The organism is Roseibium aggregatum IAM 12614, from assembly GCF_000168975.1.
In the GTDB taxonomy this organism is placed as follows: Bacteria; Pseudomonadota; Alphaproteobacteria; order Rhizobiales; family Stappiaceae; genus Roseibium; species Roseibium aggregatum.
Genome location: NZ_AAUW01000009.1, coordinates 124,513 through 142,356 on the forward strand (window position 1 = coordinate 124,513; position 17,844 = coordinate 142,356).

The window sequence follows — 17,844 nt, forward strand, 5'->3', positions numbered from 1 at the left end:
TTTGGACAAGATATCGGCGCGGCTGCAAGGCCGGGCGGGAGAGGGCCTTTTGCTTGTGGGTGATGGGTTTGACCTGTGCGCGTGAGAACAGGTCTGGGATACGCTGAGGCGAAAATTTCCGCTAACAGCAGGGCGGACTATCGGGTTGTGTCGTCGGTTTGGAAAAAATGACTGGTGAGGTGATAGGGCGGCGGGGTTTGTGCGTAGGAAGGCCAATGACTTGAGTTTTGCAGGGGGCCGATGACCAAGACAGAAAAATGCCGATCGCTGGTTCTTGTGCTGGGTGACCAGTTGAGCACGGATCTATCCAGTTTGAAGCGGGCGGACCCGGACCGCGACACGGTGTTGATGGCCGAGGTGATGGCGGAAGCCACCTATGTGCGCCATCACAAGAAGAAGATTGCCTTCCTGTTTTCCGCCATGCGCCACTTCGCCGAGGAACTGAAGGAGGCCGGTTGGACGGTCGATTACGTCAACCTGGACGACCCGGACAACACTGGCAGCTTCAAGGGGGAGGTTCAGCGCGCCTGTGGCCGCCTGCAGCCGGAGCAGATACTGGTCACCGAGCCTGGCGAATGGCGGGTGCTGGAGGACATGCGCTCGTGGTCGGATGCTTTCGATCTGCCGGTTGAGATCCTCACGGATACGCGGTTTTTTTCAACGGTTGCGGATTTCCGGACCTGGGCGGATGAGCGCAAGCAATTGCGCATGGAGTATTTCTATCGGGAAATGCGCCGCTCGACCGGCTTGCTGATGGACGGCGACAAGCCCGCGGGTGGCAAATGGAATTATGATGCCGCCAACCGCAAACCGGCAAAGCCGGACCTTTTCATGCCCGAGCCGAAACGCTTCACGCCGGACGCGATCACGCGGGAGGTGCTGGAAATGGTCGGCGAGCGGTTTTACGGTCATATCGGCGACCTGGAGCCATTCTGGTTCGCAGTGACCCGCAAGGATGCCGAGAAAGCCTGCGACCATTTCCTGAGGGAGGCGCTGGCTGATTTCGGAACCTATCAGGACGCCATGCTCAGTGGTCGGAAATTCCTGTTCCACTCGGTTCTGTCGACCTATCTGAACGCCGGCCTGCTGGATGCCAAGGCGCTCTGCCGGAAGGTGGAGGAGGCCTGGCAGGCGGATAAGGTTCCCCTCAACGCGGTCGAAGGTTTCATCCGGCAAATTGTCGGCTGGCGCGAATATGTGCGCGGCATCTACTGGCTGAAGATGCCGGACTATGTCGACAGCAACGCACTTGGCGCGGACCGGCCGTTGCCGGACTTCTACTGGACGGGAAAGACCCGCATGCGCTGTCTTGCCGAAGCCATTGGCCAGACGCTGGAAGAAGCTTACGCGCACCACATTCAAAGACTGATGCTGACAGGCAATTTTGCGCTCCTGGCCGGGGTCAGGCCGAAGGACGTGCATGAATGGTATCTGATGGTCTATGCCGATGCCTACGAATGGGTAGAGGCTCCCAACACCATCGGCATGAGCCAGTTCGCCGACGGCGGGCTGCTCGGCTCGAAGCCCTATGTCTCGAGTGGCAACTACATCGACAAGATGTCGGATTATTGCGGCGCCTGCTCCTATGACGTCCGTCAGAAGACGGGCTCGGAGGCCTGCCCGTTCAACGCGCTTTACTGGGACTTTCTGGATCGCAACAGGAAGGTGCTGCAGGGCAACCCGCGCCTTGCGCAGCCCTATGCGTCCTGGGATAGGATGAAGCAGAGCCGGCAAAAGGACTTAAAGGAAAGTGCGGCGGACTTTCGCAAGCGGCTTTTCGATGGGGAAGAGGTCTGAAGTTTATCTTTCCAGACCAGCACGAGCAGAGCCTCTGGAGCGCCGTTTTCGGCCGTTTGCAGGGCTAAGGCCAGTATCACAAAAAAAACGCGCAGCCGTTAGACTGCGCGAATAAAGTTACTGTGCACGTGGCCCCATCGACCACGGCCGCAACTCTAGCGGCATCTTTCAGGATTGTCATTACCGTAAAATATTTTATTTTTTGATTCACTGTAATGCGACTGATCGTTATTCATACTGAGTTAAATATGAAACAAAGTGCGGTATAAATTAATTTATTAAATTCAGCGCCTTAATGTTGTTGCGCAATTTAGAAGCGCCATTGCCTCAAAGCAATCTCATCTGTATTGCGGGAATTTTATTGGCAGATTTGCTTATATTCAGAAGAAACTTTCCCCGCTTTGCTGGATAGTTGTACCCGAGTAATGCCTTTGCGGACAAAGCCGAGCTCTTTTGCTGCAGCCCAGGTCACATCTATAACCCGCCCCTTGGCGAAAGGACCCCGGTCGTTGATCCGGACGGTGACGGTCTTGCCGTTGGCAAGATTGGTGACGTCCACCAGCGTTCCGAAAGGCAGGTTTCTGTGCGCTGCAGTAAGCTGGTTCGGGTTGGCGCGCTCCCCGCTGGCGGTGGTGCCACCGAGTTTGTACCAGGATGCTTTTCCGCATTGCTGATAGACACCTGCCTGGGCGCTGGTGAGGGCACCGGCCGCCAGAAGCAAACCACCGCTCAGCGCGATGCGCGACAGGTGCCGTGCGAGAACACTTCTCTTCATGATAGTCCCCCTGGAGCCGGACAGCCCGCCCCGATAGATCGTGAACACAGTTTCGTGATGACGCAGATAACATTCCGTAGCGGCGCCTTTATGCCTGGACGATGATGAAAATGTGGCAGTTTTTCAGGGCAAATGCGGCATTAGTATAAAGTAATAATAACATTTTAAATACATTCGATTTGACGGAGTTAGTTTTTTGTTTACTATAAAAATCCTAAGAGTTGTGGGTAGTTTTTCTGTTTCAATTTTAAAAACTGAACTGTGTTAGTAATTTTTCATAGCGACGGCGCAAGTGTATTGAGTAGCGCCAACCTGACGGTAATTTTGAAAGGGCGGTCTGGTGCAAGTCAGCCATCGGTTCTTGAGTGACCGGCTGGAACAATCCGGTCGTGCAGAAAACAATACTCTTACTGGCTTCCACACATCCCTGCTGGAGGTTCTTCCTCATGCTGCGGCCTACGTCGCGCAGGATGGCAGGGTCCTGGTTCATAACCAGCAAATGAAGGCGCTTTGTGCCGCTAAAGGTGTCTTGCCGGTTCCACCCAGCTTGCCGGCACTTCTGTCGGAAAAAAGCTGGCGGCGATGCGAACCGGTCCTGTCGGCCGCTTTCGGCGGGGTACCGGCTCAGGCAAGCGGCGCGATCGTGCTGCAATCGGGCGAGACCTTCTGCCACCACATGATCTGCACATCCTTTGTCTCGCTGCCGGGAGAGCGTCAGGCGGTTCTGGTTCAATTCGAACTGGAGGAAAACGGCCAGGAGGAGATGGTTGCCGAGCCGGTTCGGGGCGCGCAACCTTCCGGAAAGGCGGTGCAGGACCTTGATCTTCTTGAGCATTTTCCGGACGATGTCCTTGTCTTCGGCGCATCTGAAAGTGTCGAGACAAGGGCTGAAAAGCTTCTGCAACTGATCGGCAGCGATTACGACGCGACCTTGTTGGCCGAAGCTTTGGCAGGTCTGGAAGGTGAATTGCCGCAGACCATCTATATTCCTGAAAGCAGAAGCTTTCGGTCGACCGGCCACGCCGCTGACCGCCAGATGTGCGAGGTGCGGGTCGTTCCCATTCCAGGTGCGGGGCAGGGACAACTGGACAACGGCGCGTCCCTGGCCGTCATCCGGCGCAATGTCGATTGTCCTCAGGAAACCGCAGAGAACAGGCGTCTGGCCTATCTCGATCCCCTGACGGGTCTGGAGAACCGCCGGGCCTTCACCAAGGCCCTGAAGCGCGAACTGACGCGGCTTGCAGCCGAGACGGAAACCGGCCTCGCCGTTCTTTATATCGATCTCGACGAATTCAAGAAGGTCAACGATCTTGGCGGCCATGACGCGGGCGACGACATGCTTCTGCGTGTTGCTGCCTGCCTGCGCCTGACCCTGGGCGAATTCGGCACCGCCGCGAGGATCGGCGGCGACGAATTTGCGGGCATGGTGCCGGTCGCCAACGAGGAAGCGGCCCTCGATATTGCCGAAGAAATTCTGGGTGCCTTTGACCGCATCCGCCTGGAGGTCGGTGACCGGGTGTTCACCATCGGCGGGTCCATTGGCGTCGCCTTTCTCGACGGTGGCATCAAGTTGCGCGAGGGCGACGCGGCTGCTCTCCTGGGCCTGGCTGACCGGGCCTGTTTACGCGGCAAGCGATTTGGCGGCCGGTCGGTGCAGGTTCACTCGGTCCAGCCACAGGATTTCGAAGGGGTGGGCGCCGAGTTGGTCGATCTGCCCGAGCCGGGCAGTTTCCGCGGAAATGAGTTGACACTCTACGCGATGCCGATTGTCTGCCTGAAGCGGGCCAGGCCGTGGGGATCTGAAATCCTGTTGCGCCTCAAAGGGGATCGCGCGCGCGGTCTGTCTTCGCGGGCCTGGATTTCGGCTGCCGAACGATCCGGTTTCATTGCGAAGGTGGATGCCTGGACCCTCGACAAGGTTCTGGACGCGGCTGAGCGCAATGCAGACCGCAGCATCCTGACGATGAACGTATCGGCTGAATCGGTGCGCGATCCGACTTTCCGCGACGGTCTTTACCATCGCTTGTCGGTCAACCCGCTGCTGGCGTCAAAACTGTGCCTTGAAATCGCGGAAAAGGATTTTCTGCGCGAACCTGCCAGCGTGCAGGCGTTCTTCAGGTTCGTGAACGAACTCGGCTGCCAGACCGCCATCGACGACTTTGCCGGTCACTGGCCGGTGCTGTCGCGCTTGACCAACCTGCGTGTCGATTGGCTGAAGCTTGAATCGAGCCTGACCCAGCAGGTCGTGGAAGAGCCGGCGAAGGCCGCCATCTTGAACGGCCTGGTCCGCGCCGCCCATGAACTGGGCATCAAGGTGATTGCCAAGCACGTGGAAACAGCCGAAGAGGCAAGGCTTTTGAGCGAACTCGACATCGAGGCAGCGCAGGGCTTTTTCTTCGGCCGTCCCGAACCCTGGCCCGGTGCCTGATGGAAGCCTGACGCGCAAAAAAAAGCGGCGCCAAGCGCCGCTCTTCTTGTTTGTCGTTTCGGAAATCAGATGTCTAGGTTGGCCACCGCCAGAGCGTTTTCCTGAATGAACTCGCGCCGCGGTTCGACCTCGTCACCCATCAGCTTGGTGAAGATATCGTCGGCGTCGTCCGCCTCGCGCACTTTCACCTGCAGCAGGGAGCGGACATTCGGGTCGAGCGTGGTTTCCCAGAGCTGCTCCGGGTTCATCTCGCCAAGACCTTTATAGCGCTGAAGCGAAATACCCTTCTGGCCGGCGGCATAGATCTGCGTCAGCAGAGCACGAGGCCCGCGAATTTCCGTGGAGATATCCTTGCGCCGCAGGACGGCGGCCTTGCCGTAGATCTCGTTCAGATGGCCTGCGTGTGCAGCCAGACGGCGGGCGTCGCTGGACCCCAGCAAAGCGGCATCGATTGTGGCGACTTCCTGCACGCCGCGCACCGTGCGCTTGAACACCAGACTGCCGTCGTCACGAGCCTCGCCGACCCAGCCCCGTTCGAATTCGTCTGCCAGAATGTCCATGCGCCGGGCAATATAGGTAGCAGCTTCCTCGGCCTTGCCCTGATCGTCCAGGATCTCCGGTGTCAGCGCGCCGGCGATGGCGGCCTGTTCGACCACATCCCGGTTGTAGCGCGAATGGAGCCCGTCGAAGATGTCGGAAATCGTGCGGGCGGTCTCGGCCACCGCGCGAAGGTCCTGGCCGGTGCGAACCTCGCCGTTCGCCAGAGTCAGGGAGGCTTCGTCCAGGCCCTGGCCGATCAGATAGTCTTCCAGCGCCTTCTGGTCCTTCAGATACTGCTCGGACTGGCCGCGCTTGACCTTATAGAGTGGCGGCTGCGCAATATAGATGTAGCCGTTCTCGATCAACTGCGGCATCTGACGGAAGAAGAAGGTCAACAGCAGGGTTCGAATGTGCGCGCCGTCGACGTCAGCATCGGTCATGATGATGATCTTGTGGTAGCGCAGCTTCTCGACGTTGAACTCCTCCTTGCCGATCCCGGTGCCGAGCGCGGTGATCAGTGTGCCGATTTCGTTGGAGGACAGCATCTTGTCGAAGCGGGCACGCTCCACGTTGAGGATCTTGCCGCGTAGCGGCAGGACGGCCTGGTTTTCCCGGTGACGGCCCTGTTTGGCCGAGCCGCCTGCGGAATCACCCTCCACCAGGAAGAGTTCCGCCTTGGAGGCATCGCGCTCCTGGCAGTCGGCAAGCTTGCCGGGCAGGGAGGCGATGTCGAGAGCGCCCTTGCGGCGTGTCAGCTCGCGCGCCTTGCGGGCGGCTTCACGCGCCGAGGCCGCTTCCACCACCTTGGAGACGATCGTCTTGGCCGGGGCCGGGTTTTCCTCGAGCCATTCGCTCAGGATCTGCGAAATCAGGTTTTCGACAACCGGCCGCACTTCGGAGGAAACCAGCTTGTCCTTGGTCTGGGACGAGAACTTGGGATCCGGCACCTTGACGGAAAGAACGCAGGTCAGGCCTTCGCGGCAGTCGTCGCCGGACAGGTTAACCTTTTCCTTCTTCATCAGGCCGGTGGATTCCGCATAACCGGTCACCTGCCGGGTCAGCGCTGCCCGGAAACCGGCAAGGTGGGTGCCGCCGTCGCGCTGCGGAATGTTGTTGGTGAAGCAGAGCACGTGTTCATGGTAGCTGTCGTTCCACCACATGGCGGCTTCGACGGTGATGCCGTCGCGCTCGGCCCGCATGTTGATCGGCGCTTCGATCAACGGATGTTTGGCCCGGTCCAGATAGCGTACGAAGGCTTCCAGGCCGCCTTCGTAGAACAGCTCCTCGACCCTGTCCTCAACGCCGCGCTTGTCCGTCAGGATGATGCGGACGCCGGAGTTCAGGAAGGCGAGTTCGCGCAGCCGGTGTTCCAGGGTGCTGAAATCGAACTCGGTCTTGGTGAAGGTATCCGGTGAGGGCAGAAACGTGACCTCGGTTCCTTTCCTGCCGTTGGCAGGGCCAACCACCTTCAGCGGCGCCACGGCATCGCCATGGGCAAAGGTCATGGAATGTTCTTGTCCGTTGCGCCAGATGCGCAACTCCAGCTTTGTCGACAGTGCGTTGACCACGGAAACGCCCACGCCGTGCAGGCCGCCGGAAACCTTGTAGGAGTTCTGGTCGAACTTACCGCCGGCGTGAAGCTGGGTCATGATGACCTCCGCCGCCGACACACCTTCCTCGGAGTGAAGGTCGGTCGGAATACCGCGGCCGTTGTCGGAAACGGTCACCGATCCATCCGGGTTCAGGGTCACCGTCACGTGGTCGGCGTGGCCGGCAAGCGCTTCGTCGATGGCGTTGTCGACCACCTCGTACACCATATGGTGCAGCCCGGAGCCGTCATCGGTGTCGCCGATATACATGCCGGGCCGCTTGCGCACGGCATCGAGGCCCTTGAGAACCTTGATGCTGTCGGCGCCATATTCGGCACCGCCATTGGTTTCGGGGGTCGGGCTGTTGTCGGGCGTGGACGTGTCGCTCATGCGAATCAATCACCAATCGATTTATCTTTTCCAACCCCGTTATACGGGGTTCCGGCGGGCGTTCAACCACGTGCCGGCCATAGGCAAGCCAGCGAAGGGATTCTGGTGGAAAACCATAAGATTCCGGCGGATTTAAGGGGCCTTGCTCCGCTCCAGCAGCCGTCCCTTGTGCTCGCGGATCTCAAACACTTCCGCTTCGGCCGGCAAAGCCTCGAACAGGGCCTCGTCCGTGCCGGTCATGAAAACCTGCCCGCCAAGGGAATCAAGCTTCGAAAACAGCGCCGAACGGCGGTCGGGATCGAGATGCGCCGCCACTTCATCGAGCAGCAGAACGGGCGTCATTCCGGAGACTTTCGCCGTCAGCTCGGCATGGGCCAGGATAAGGCCTATCAGCAGCGCCTTCTGTTCCCCGGTCGAGGATTGCGACGCCGGCATGGCCTTGGCAGCGTGAAAAACGGTGAGATCGCTCAGGTGCGGTCCATTTAGGGTGCGCCCGGCGGCCCGGTCGCGGTGTCGGCCGTCCTGCAGCATCTGGCGGTAGCGGTCCTCCCGGTCGGAGGCACTCAGACCCGCGGTCTCTGCCTCGAAGGCCCCTTCCAGGCTGACGGAGGCATGGGGAAACGGCAGATCCTGCGTGGCCTGTCCGGCGATCATGCGGCTGAGCAGGTCAACGGTTTCCGTTCTGGCAATCGAGACGGCGGTGCCGAGTTCGGCCACCTGCTGTTCCAGTGCACTCAGATAGGCATCGGAGCCGCCCTGGTCGAGAAGACGGTTGCGCTGCCGAAGGGCGTTTTCGAAGTCGCTCACGCGGCGTCCATGGGTCGGGTCGATCGCCAGCGTCAGCCGGTCGAGAAAGCGGCGGCGGTCGGAGCCGGGACCGGTGAACAGCCCGTCCATCGACGGCACCAGCCAGAGCACACGCATATAGTCCAGAAGGCTTTCCGAGCCCCGAACCTCCTCGCCGTCGATGCGCACCTTGCGTCCGGACGTCCCGGCCACGAGACCGGTTCCGATCCTGGTTTCGAACCCGTCCAGCAGCACGGTTGCGGCAACGCTCCAACTGCCGTCGCCGCCCTTGCGGGCGATGTCGGCAAGCGCTGCCCGGCGCAGGCCGCGGCCGGCTGTCAGAAAGGATATGGCTTCCAGGATATTGGTCTTGCCGGCGCCATTGGGCCCGACAAAGGCGGCCATCTTGGCCGTCAGCGGCAGCGTCAGGGCGCTGTAGTTGCGGAAGCCGGTCAGGGACAGACGGGTCAGCTGCGCCGTCCGGTAATCTGTCATGACCCCACTTCCGCTACTGTTTTGGCGCGCCGCCTAACTCAGACGCGCATCGGCATGAGAACAAACAGGCAGTCGTCGACCGTGTTGTCCTGAATGAGGGTCGGAGACCCGCTGTCTGCCAGACGGAACAGAGCCGTATCGCTCGAAAGCTGGTTGGCAATATCGAGCAGGTAGCGGGAGTTGAAGCCGATATCCAACGGCTCGGCATCATATTCGACGGCAAGTTCTTCCGTCGCGCTGCCGGAATCCGGGTTGTTCACCGTCAGCACCAGGTGACCTTCGGTCAGCGACAGTTTGACGGCGCGGCCGCGTTCGGAGGAGATCGTCGACACGCGGTCGACAGCTTCCTTGAACTCGTCGCGGTCGACGCGCATTTCCTTGTCGTTGTTCTGCGGGATCACCCGGCCATAGTCCGGGAAGGTGCCGTCGATCAGCTTGGACGTCAGGATGACGGAACCGGTCGTGAGGCGGATCTTGGTGTCGGAAAGCTCGACCTGCACACTGGCTTCCGGGCTTTCGAGCAACTTCTGGATCTCGCCAACGGTCTTGCGCGGCACGATGATGCCGGGCATGCCGGCCGAGCCGGACGGTGCCGGCACTTCGGCCTGCGCCAGACGGTGGCCGTCGGTGGCAACCGCGCGGAACTGGAGGCCGGACCCGGCGTCCACCGTGTGCAGATAGATACCGTTCAGATAGTAACGGGTCTCTTCGGTCGAGATCGCGAACTGGGTTGCGTCGATCAGCTTGCGGATGTCGGCACCGGTCAGCGAGAAGCTGTGGCTGAAGTCGCCCGCGGTCAGGTCCGGGAAGTCGGTTTCCGGAAGCATCTGCAGGGTGAACTTCGACCGGCCGGCGCGGATTTCCAGCGTGGCGTTGTCGCTGGTGGTTTCCAGCACCACCTGCGAACCTTCCGGCAGCTTGCGCACGATGTCGTAGAACATATGGGCCGGAACGGTGGTCGCGCCCGGCATTTCGATCATGGCCGGCACACTTTCGACGATTTCCAGGTCGAGGTCGGTTGCCTTCAGGTTGATCGCGCCGCCATCGGCGCGCAGAAGAACGTTCGACAGGATCGGAATGGTATTCCGGCGTTCCACCACGCGGTGAACATGGGTCAAGGACTTGAGGAGGTCGGTCCGCTCGAGGGTCGCTTTCATACTCTCGTTCCGTACTCATGAAACGCCTGGCTGAGCTGCCGGGCTGATTGAATATTCTTGGCTCCGGTGAGGAGCGGGGTGGACGACACTGCCCTTAACCGGCTGCAAAAGCAAGGGGGCGTTCAGCCTGAACGCCCCCAATTTTGGTAGAATATCGTGTATTTTAACCTTGCCTTGCCGCGTGCCGGGAGCAGGCCGGCGGATGCCCGATTGAAATCGGTTGGGCACCCGCAATTGACCCGTTTCCGAAGCTCTCCGCCTCAGGCGTCGAGCATGCGCTTCAGCAGTTCCAGCTCCTGCGCCAGGGCGTAGTCGGCACGTGCCATTTCCTCGATCTTGCGCACGGCGTGCAGAACCGTTGTGTGGTCCCGGTTGCCGAAGCGGCGGCCGATTTCCGGCAGCGAGCGCGGGGTCATGACCTTGGCAAGATACATGGCAATCTGACGCGGACGGACGATGGTCCGGGTCCGCCGTGCTGACAGCAGGTCCGCCTTGGTAACATTGTAGTGCTTGGAGACCACCCGCTGGATGTCTTCGATCTTCACCCGGCGCGGCTCGCTGGAGCGAACCAGATCGCGCAGGGTCATTTCAGCCATTTCCTGCGTGATCGGCTGATTGGTTAGCTGATTGTGCGCGATCAGACGGTTGAGAGCACCTTCGAGGTCGCGGCCGGAAGAGGCAACGTGACGCGCGACATAGTCCAGCACGCTGTCCGGAACGTCGAACTGCGGGTAGTTCCTGCGGGCCGTGTCCACACGGGTGGCCAGAATATTCCGGCGCAGTGCGAAATCCGGTTCCTGAATGCCGACCACAAGGCCGCCGGACAGGCGGGAGCGGACGCGGTCGTCGAGCGTGTCCAGTTCGGACGGCGCGCGGTCTGCGGCCACGATCACCTGACGGGCTCCGTCGATGAGAGCGTTGAGGGTGTGGCAGAACTCCTGCTGCACCTGTTTGCCGTGGAGGAACTGCATGTCGTCGATCAGGAGAAGGTCGATCGTGCGCAGGTTCTCCTTGAAGGCCAGCGCGGACTGGGACTTCAGAGCAGCCACGAATTTGTACATGAAGTGCTCGGCCGTCAGGTAGAGCACCTTGCGTCCGGACGCACGGGCCTTTGCAGCAACGGCCTGCATCAGGTGAGTTTTGCCCAGACCGACGGAGGCATGCAGGTAGAGCGGGTTGAAAGTGACCGCGCCGCCGGCGGCAACCTGACGGGCCGCAGCCAGAGCCAGATTGTTGGACTCGCCTTCGACAAAGGTCTCAAACGTGTATTTCGGATCGAGCGCTGCACCTTGCAGCACGTCACGGGCGTTGTCCGAGCTGGTCTCGCCACGGCCGAGAGCTGCCGTTGCCGCCTGGGCCCGGGTAACCTGGGCCGCATCGGAAAGAGCGTCGGAACGATTTTCGGCTGTTGCCGGCTTGCTGCCCTGGGGCGCTGCAAGGCTCGGCTTTGCAATCGGGGTCTGACGCGGGCGGATTGCGCCGCGCACCGTCAGCTCGATGCGGTGAACGTTGTCGCACTCGCGCTGCCAGAGGCCCATCAACTGGTCATTATAATTGTTCTGGATCCATTGTTTCAAAAACCGGGTCGGAACAGACAGGCGGACAGTGCCGTCCTGATGTTCCTCAAGGTCTACGCGTGCAAACCAGCTTGTAAAAACATCATCGCCCAATTCTGCGCGAAGCTGTTTCTTCACCCGTTTCCACTGTTCGGAGCCGCCTGCCTCCTGAACCTGCATGTCATCTGCCTCCTGTATATGTGAAGAGCAGTCCGCCACAGCCGCTCTTCGACGCCTTGCTACTTTTGCAGCATTATAATGTCCCTTTTGGGACGGTTATTTATGTGGCGAAGGGATAGCTCCCTTCACCTGACCCTGTCGATGGGCAGGGTAACTAACTTTGAATCCAGGGCAATCCGGCGGCCTTCCAGCCGGACTGGGTCCCACGATGGCCATCCGGACCGAGAGGGCCCTCGAAACCATCGGAGATATTGAAGCACCGCGAGTAGCCGGCCTGGGTCAGGGCGACCGCAGCTGCCTGGCTCCGTGCTCCGGAGCGGCACAAGAAATAGATTGGCGCGTTTCGGTCAAGTCCTTTTTTGACCAAAAGATCAGAAACCGAGTCCACGAACCCCGGATTGGGCCCTGTCGACGGAAAGCTCTGCCATTCCGCCAGGATCGGTTCCTTGCCGATCGGACGAAGATCCGGCAGCCCGACAAAGGACCATTCCGCCTGTGTCCGCACGTCGACAAGGATTGCTTCCTGCTGCTCGGCAAGGCCCTCAAAGGCCTCCTGCGCAGTCACATTTCCTGCATATCCACCGTCAAATTGCAAAACCGCCCCCTTCAATAGCGCAGCGCTATTGATTGCAAGTGTTCTTCAAGATTTTCTTGAGAAAGAAGTAGACTATTCCAGGCTAAGCGCCCGGATCGTCGAATACGCTAACGTATTCATTCCATGAATTGGATTTAATGTGCTCAGCGATGGTCCGGTTTAACTTATTCATTGTTTTCCAAGCACCGATTTTTAAGTTGGTCGCTGGTCTTACCCGCCAGCCGTATTGTTAATATACAGACCGCGACCGAAGGGGCAACAGCGTGTTTTTGCGAATGGCGGAAAGTGCCTGTTTCTTTCCCCGCATCGTGGTTTTTTGGTGTCGGCTGGCGACGCAGCAAATGTGTTTTACCGCAATGACTTTTGCCGCTGACGAGCCCTGTCACATTCCAAAAACAACATTTTCAAAAAAAATTTCGAAACTGATAGCTTGACTCGTATCGAATCCGGATTGATCGCCTTCTCTCAATGGTACATGTGAGTAAGTATCTGAAAAATAAGTATTTTTCATGACAGCATTATACTCGGTAGAAATTGCAATATTGCGCGCCTAGGTTGTTGAATCTGGTCATCCACAAAATTGCATGGCTAAAAAAAACCCGGCACTCAGGCCGGGTCTTTTTAACGCTCATATGACGGTTCGGTTACGCGCTGAGTGCCTTGATACGGGCATTGAGGCGGGAAACCTTCCGGGAGGCCGTATTGGCATGCATCGTGCCTTTGCCGGCAGCGCGCATGATTTCCGGCTGTGCGGCCTTGAAGGCCTCGTTTGCAGCGGCCTGATCGCCGGAAGCAATCGCTTCCTCAACCTTGCGCAGGTAGGTGCGCACGCGGCTGCGACGGGCTTTGTTCGTGGCCGTCCGGCGGGCAATCTTACGGGCCGCCTTCTTGGCCGATGGTGTGTTGGCCATGGGCTCTATCCTGATCGGTATTTGGGACTAGTGTCCGGTGGCGATCGGGACAAGGGAGCAAAAGCTGCAAGCCCGATCAAAAAACAACGGCGGCGGAAAACCGCCACCGATTGGGCGCAGCTTATAATCGCGCTTTCGGAAGTCGTCAACGGCTTTATCGTTGAACGCCGTAGTTTATTTGTTCCGGAACTGCGGTGTCCGTTTCTCGGTGAAGGCCGTCATGCCTTCGTTCTGGTCTTCCAGAGCAAACAGGGCCTGGAAGACGCGCCGTTCGAAACGCACACCTTCCGACAGCGTCGTTTCATAGGCCCGGTCGACACTTTCCTTGGCCATCATGACAACGGGAAGCGAGAAATCGGCGATCTTTTCGGCGGCCTTCAGCGCTTCCTCAAGCAGATCGTCCGCCGGAACGATGCGGCTGACGAGACCGCTGCGCTCGGCTTCTTCCGCATCCATCATGCGTCCGGTCAGCACCATTTCCATGGCTTTGGACTTGCCGACGAACCGCGTCAGCCGCTGGGTGCCGCCGGCGCCCGGAATGACGCCGAGCGTGATTTCCGGCTGGCCGAATTTGGCCGTGTCCGCGGCAATGATGAAATCGCACAGCATGGCCAGCTCGCAGCCTCCGCCAAGCGCATAGCCCGCCACGGCGGCGATGATCGGCTTGCGATTGCGCGAAATCCGGTCGAAAGGCGTGATCAGATCCGTCTGGTAGGCGGATGAGAAATTGTGCGGCTGCATTTCCTTGATGTCGGCACCGGCGGCAAAGGCCTTTTCCGAGCCGGTGATGACGACGCAGCCGATGCGCTCGTCCGCATCGAAGCCGTCAAGCGCCGTTCCCAGTTCGGCAACCAGCGCCGAATTGAGTGCGTTCAAGGCTTTCGGCCGGTCCAGTGTGATCAGGCCGACTTTCCCCCGTTTTTCGACGCGGATGTTTTCATATCCCATGTTGACAGCTCCCGGTGCTGGAACCCGTGGCTGGCCGGACAAACGGGTCTCTCATGAGCCCGGAACCGGATGCCTGCGGTTTCCTGGACGTGTAGTTCATCGGCAATGCCTACCCGAGGTCGGGCGGGTCTGGCAAGCTTGACCGATAGGACAGGTCAGGTCTGACAGGCCGGGCAATGAAAGGTCGAGCGGTTCGACTGGACAAGGCGCGCCACCGTGCCCGTGCAGCCAGGTGTCCGGCAGGTTTCACCCTCGCGGTCATAGACCGCAAAGGAGTGCTGAAAGTAGCCGAGGGTGCCGTCCGCCTGGGTGTGATCGCGCAGGGAAGATCCGCCTGCCCTGATCGCATCCTCCAGCGTGGCGCGGATATTGGCGGCAAGTTCCTCGGCCTTCTTTGTTGGCCGGCCTGTCCGCGTCACCAGCGTTCCGGCGGCCCGTTCCGGGCTCAGGCCGGTGCGCCAGAGCGCTTCGCACACATATATGTTGCCGAGACCTGCGATCAGTTTCTGATTGAGAAGCGCCGCCTTCAACGGCGTCTTGCGCCCGTTGAACAACCGCGCCAGAGTTTCGCCGCCCAGATCGTTGCCGAGAGGTTCCAGGCCGAGGTCTCGGAAAAAAGGATGCTCTGCAAGCGCCGGGCGGGCAATCAGATCCATGAAGCCGAACCGGCGCGGGTCGTTGTAGACGATCCGGGCTCGCGCACCATCGGCTGACTCCAGGTGGAAGACCACATGGTCGTGCTTCGGATTCTTGCTGCGGGCATGGACAAAGCTGCCTGGCGTCGCACCGGCAAGATCGTTTTCGATCCGGAACGATCCAGACATGCCAAGGTGCATCACCAGCACATCGCCACTGTCGATATCGCCCAGCAGATACTTGGAGCGGCGTGACAGCACCGTCAGCCTGCGGCCGGTGAGCCGGTCCGCAAACCCGTCCGGAAACGGGAAGCGAAGGTCCGGCCGGTTCTGGTCAACCTTTGTAATCAGCGCCCCTTCGAAAGTGGGGGCAAGGCCGCGCTTGACGGTTTCGACTTCCGGGAGTTCGGGCATGTCAGGTCTGGTATCCGCTGTCATGGCAGGCTATAGGCCTGCGGCATATGATTTTTGGTGGCCGGCAACGATAGCGCTTGCCAATGGCTTGTACTATGGTCCGGCGCACTTTGAAGATAGTTTCGAAACGGCAATCCGCCAGCACTTTCAACAGGTGGCTTGTCCAACGGGTAAGAAGTGACCGGACCTGCAGCCGGCTGGCATTAGTGCCGCGGCGCGGGGCGGTCTTGGAGGCGCTTTCATGACGCAACAGCCACACGGGCAGTCGGCCAGGCCGAACCGCGCTCCGGAAGAAATGCCGACGAGTTTCGGCTTCACAAGGGTCGCCGAGGGCCAGAAGCAGGCACTTGTGGATGATGTCTTCCATAAGGTTGCAGAACGCTACGACCTCATGAACGACCTGATGTCCGGCGGGCTTCACCGGGTCTGGAAGGATGCCATGGTTTCCTTCCTGGCTCCGCCCAAGACGGCGAGCTCCAACTGGCGGCTGCTGGACGTGGCCGGCGGCACCGGCGACATCGCGACCCGTGTGGTGCGCAGGTCCAACGAAACCGCCCGTGCGGTGGTGTGCGACATCAACGAAAGCATGCTCGGCGTCGGCCGCGACCGGGCCGAAAAGGCCGGGCTTTCCGATCTCATCACTTTCAGCCAGGGCAATGCCGAGGCGCTGCCGTTTCCGACAGAGTTTCGATGCCTATACGATCGCCTTCGGCATCCGCAACGTACCGGACATTCCCAAGGCCCTGCGGGAAGCGCGCAGGGTTCTGAAGCGGGGCGGCCGCTTCCTGTGCCTGGAATTTTCCGAAGTCGACGTGCCGATGCTCGACAAGGTCTATGACACCTTCTCCTTCAACGCGATCCCGGCCATGGGCCGCTGGGTGACCGGCGACGGTGATCCTTACAAGTATCTGGTGGAATCGATCCGCAATTTCCCGAACCAGGAACGCTTTGCCGACATGATCCGCGAAGCCGGGTTCGAGCGCGTGGGCTACCGCAATTATTCCGGCGGTATCGCCGCCCTGCATTACGGCTGGAAACTCTGATACATGGCCCTTCCGGTAATGCCTCTTCTCCGTCTGGCACGGGCGGGTTTCGTGATGGCGCGCGAAGGCGTTTTCGGCCTCGTTTCGCTTCCGGATCTGCCGGCCGGCCCCCGGTTCGCCATTGCCATGGCGCGGCTTCTGGAGCGCCGGTCCGTTCGCAACAAGCGGGCTGACCTGCGCCTGTCCGATGCGCTCAACAAGCTCGGGCCGTCCTATGTGAAGCTTGGCCAGTTCCTGGCGACCCGGGCCGATGTGGTCGGCAAGGAGGCCGCTCGCGAACTTTCAGCCCTTCAGGACCGGCTGCCGGCTTTCGATCATGACGCGGCCTGTGCCGCCGTGGCCGAACAACTTGGCAAGCCCCTCGACGAGCTCTTCGTCTCTTTCGGTCAAGCGGTTGCCGCCGCTTCCATTGCCCAGGTGCATCCGGCCGTGATCCTCGACAAGGACGGCACGGAGCGAAAGGTGGCGGTCAAGGTGCTGCGGCCTGGGGTTTCGCGCCGGTTCCAGCGCGATCTTGAAAGCTATTATCTCGTCGCACGCCTGGCCGAGCGGTTCCATCCGCCTTCACGGCGTCTGCGGCCCGTCGCGGTGGTGGACACGCTGGCCCAGTCGGTTGCGATGGAAATGGACTTTCGTCTGGAGGCCGCGGCCCTGTCGGAAATGGCCGAGAACACCGCCGAGGATCCCGGTTTCCGCGTTCCGGCTGTCGAGTGGCTGCGCACTGCCAAGGGCGTCCTGACCATGGAATGGATCGACGGCCGCAAGATGTCGGACGTCGAGGGCCTCAAGGAAGATGGCCATGACCTGGAGGCGCTGGGGGCTGCCGTCATCCAGAGCTTCCTGCGCCACACGCTGCGCGACGGCTTCTTTCATGCAGACATGCACCAGGGCAATCTCTTCGTTGAGCCCGACGGCACCCTGGTTGCCGTCGACTTCGGCATCATCGGCCGTCTCAACAAGCGCGAGCGCCGGTTTCTGGCAGAAATCCTGTTCGGTTTCATCACCCGCAACTACCGACGGGTAGCGGAGGTGCATTTCGAGGCCGGCTATGTGCCCGCGCATCAGGATGTCGACATGTTCGCCCAGGCGATCCGCGCCATCGGTGAGCCGATCCACGGTCACGATGCCAGCGAAATCTCCATGGCCCGCCTGCTGACCCAGCTGTTCGAAGTGACCGAGCTGTTCGAGATGCGGACCCAGACCCAGCTCATCATGCTGCAGAAGACCATGGTCGTGGTCGAGGGCGTGGCGCGCTCGCTCAATCCCAACCTCGATATGTGGCGGACGGCGGAGCCCGTGGTCGGCACCTGGATCAAGGATAACCTGGGTCCGGTCGGCAAACTGCGGGACGCAGGCGACGCCTTGTCGGCACTCGCGCGCATCGCCAACGACATGCCGCTCTTTGCCGACAGGATCGGCCGGATGTCGGAAGAGCTGGAAAAGATGACACAGGGCGGGCTCAGGTTCGACGATGAAACCGCCGAGGCTATTGGCCGGGCGGAGGCACGTCACACCCGCTCCGGGCGGGCCGCCCTTTGGGTCATTGCCGCCTGCGCGGTCGTGGCGACCTACATGCTTCTCTGAAGGCTCGGCCGGTGCCTTGGC

Annotated in this window: 12 protein-coding genes and 1 pseudogene; 4 read left to right on the forward strand and 9 right to left on the reverse strand. The window is 60.3% G+C overall.

Annotation, left to right across the window (positions count from 1 at the left end):
• Positions 1-240 precede the first annotated feature (240 nt).
• The gene (locus SIAM614_RS13750; RefSeq protein WP_006935373.1) at positions 241-1,797 is read left to right on the forward strand and encodes a cryptochrome/photolyase family protein; all 1,557 of its coding nucleotides are present in this window, start codon (positions 241-243) and stop codon (positions 1,795-1,797) included.
• A gap of 358 nt (positions 1,798-2,155) precedes the next feature.
• Here SIAM614_RS13750 and SIAM614_RS13755 read toward each other — a convergent pair whose 3' ends face one another.
• Complete coding sequence (locus tag SIAM614_RS13755) at positions 2,156-2,572, reverse strand: septal ring lytic transglycosylase RlpA family protein (protein ID WP_006935374.1); 417 nt, start codon at positions 2,570-2,572, stop codon at positions 2,156-2,158.
• Positions 2,573-2,912: 340 nt separating this feature from the next.
• Here SIAM614_RS13755 and SIAM614_RS13760 point away from each other — a divergent pair, with 340 nt between their 5' ends.
• Positions 2,913-5,000, forward strand: a complete 2,088-nt coding sequence (locus SIAM614_RS13760) for a GGDEF and EAL domain-containing protein (RefSeq protein WP_208983987.1) — start codon at positions 2,913-2,915, stop codon at positions 4,998-5,000.
• A 65-nt stretch (positions 5,001-5,065) separates the two neighbouring features.
• Here the strand turns inward: SIAM614_RS13760 and gyrB are convergent, their stop codons facing one another.
• From gyrB to mutM, 8 genes are all read right to left on the reverse strand, one after another.
• The gene (gene gyrB, locus SIAM614_RS13765; protein WP_006935376.1) at positions 5,066-7,519 is read right to left on the reverse strand and encodes a DNA topoisomerase (ATP-hydrolyzing) subunit B; all 2,454 of its coding nucleotides are present in this window, start codon (positions 7,517-7,519) and stop codon (positions 5,066-5,068) included.
• 132 nt (positions 7,520-7,651) lie between these two features.
• Positions 7,652-8,800, reverse strand: coding sequence for a DNA replication/repair protein RecF (gene recF, locus SIAM614_RS13770; RefSeq protein ID WP_006935377.1), 1,149 nt, complete (start codon positions 8,798-8,800; stop codon positions 7,652-7,654).
• Between the two features lie 38 nt (positions 8,801-8,838).
• Positions 8,839-9,957 carry a DNA polymerase III subunit beta gene (gene dnaN, locus SIAM614_RS13775; protein WP_006935378.1) on the reverse strand — a complete coding sequence of 373 codons (1,119 nt, stop codon included), beginning with the start codon at positions 9,955-9,957 and terminating at the stop codon, positions 8,839-8,841.
• A 260-nt stretch (positions 9,958-10,217) separates the two neighbouring features.
• Positions 10,218-11,693, reverse strand: coding sequence for a chromosomal replication initiator protein DnaA (gene dnaA, locus SIAM614_RS13780; protein ID WP_006935379.1), 1,476 nt, complete (start codon positions 11,691-11,693; stop codon positions 10,218-10,220).
• Positions 11,694-11,847: 154 nt separating this feature from the next.
• On the reverse strand, positions 11,848-12,258 hold the full coding sequence (locus SIAM614_RS13785; protein ID WP_006935380.1) for a rhodanese-like domain-containing protein: 411 nt from the start codon (positions 12,256-12,258) through the stop codon (positions 11,848-11,850).
• A 674-nt stretch (positions 12,259-12,932) separates the two neighbouring features.
• A complete protein-coding gene (gene rpsT, locus SIAM614_RS13790; RefSeq protein WP_006935381.1) occupies positions 12,933-13,199 on the reverse strand; it encodes a 30S ribosomal protein S20 in 267 nt (88 codons plus the stop codon).
• Between the two features lie 174 nt (positions 13,200-13,373).
• The gene (locus SIAM614_RS13795; protein WP_006935382.1) at positions 13,374-14,147 is read right to left on the reverse strand and encodes an enoyl-CoA hydratase; all 774 of its coding nucleotides are present in this window, start codon (positions 14,145-14,147) and stop codon (positions 13,374-13,376) included.
• A gap of 155 nt (positions 14,148-14,302) precedes the next feature.
• Complete coding sequence (mutM, locus tag SIAM614_RS13800) at positions 14,303-15,196, reverse strand: bifunctional DNA-formamidopyrimidine glycosylase/DNA-(apurinic or apyrimidinic site) lyase (protein ID WP_040440267.1); 894 nt, start codon at positions 15,194-15,196, stop codon at positions 14,303-14,305.
• Positions 15,197-15,491: 295 nt separating this feature from the next.
• Here mutM and ubiE point away from each other — a divergent pair.
• A pseudogene (gene ubiE, locus SIAM614_RS13805) lies at positions 15,492-16,239 on the forward strand (bifunctional demethylmenaquinone methyltransferase/2-methoxy-6-polyprenyl-1,4-benzoquinol methylase UbiE).
• A 3-nt stretch (positions 16,240-16,242) separates the two neighbouring features.
• Complete coding sequence (gene ubiB, locus SIAM614_RS13810; RefSeq protein ID WP_006935386.1) at positions 16,243-17,823, forward strand: 2-polyprenylphenol 6-hydroxylase; 1,581 nt, start codon at positions 16,243-16,245, stop codon at positions 17,821-17,823.
• Positions 17,824-17,844 lie beyond the last annotated feature (21 nt).

Coding starts and splice junctions, on each gene's coding strand:
- SIAM614_RS13750 (WP_006935373.1), top strand. CDS start 241: ATGACCAAGACAGAAAAATGCCGATCGCTGGTTCTTGTGCTGGGTGAC.
- SIAM614_RS13755 (WP_006935374.1), bottom strand. CDS start 2,572: ATGAAGAGAAGTGTTCTCGCACGGCACCTGTCGCGCATCGCGCTGAGC.
- gyrB (WP_006935376.1), bottom strand. CDS start 7,519: ATGAGCGACACGTCCACGCCCGACAACAGCCCGACCCCCGAAACCAAT.
- recF (WP_006935377.1), bottom strand. CDS start 8,800: ATGACAGATTACCGGACGGCGCAGCTGACCCGTCTGTCCCTGACCGGC.
- dnaN (WP_006935378.1), bottom strand. CDS start 9,957: ATGAAAGCGACCCTCGAGCGGACCGACCTCCTCAAGTCCTTGACCCAT.
- dnaA (WP_006935379.1), bottom strand. CDS start 11,693: ATGCAGGTTCAGGAGGCAGGCGGCTCCGAACAGTGGAAACGGGTGAAG.
- rpsT (WP_006935381.1), bottom strand. CDS start 13,199: ATGGCCAACACACCATCGGCCAAGAAGGCGGCCCGTAAGATTGCCCGC.
- SIAM614_RS13795 (WP_006935382.1), bottom strand. CDS start 14,147: ATGGGATATGAAAACATCCGCGTCGAAAAACGGGGGAAAGTCGGCCTG.
- mutM (WP_040440267.1), bottom strand. CDS start 15,196: ATGCCCGAACTCCCGGAAGTCGAAACCGTCAAGCGCGGCCTTGCCCCC.
- ubiB (WP_006935386.1), top strand. CDS start 16,243: ATGGCCCTTCCGGTAATGCCTCTTCTCCGTCTGGCACGGGCGGGTTTC.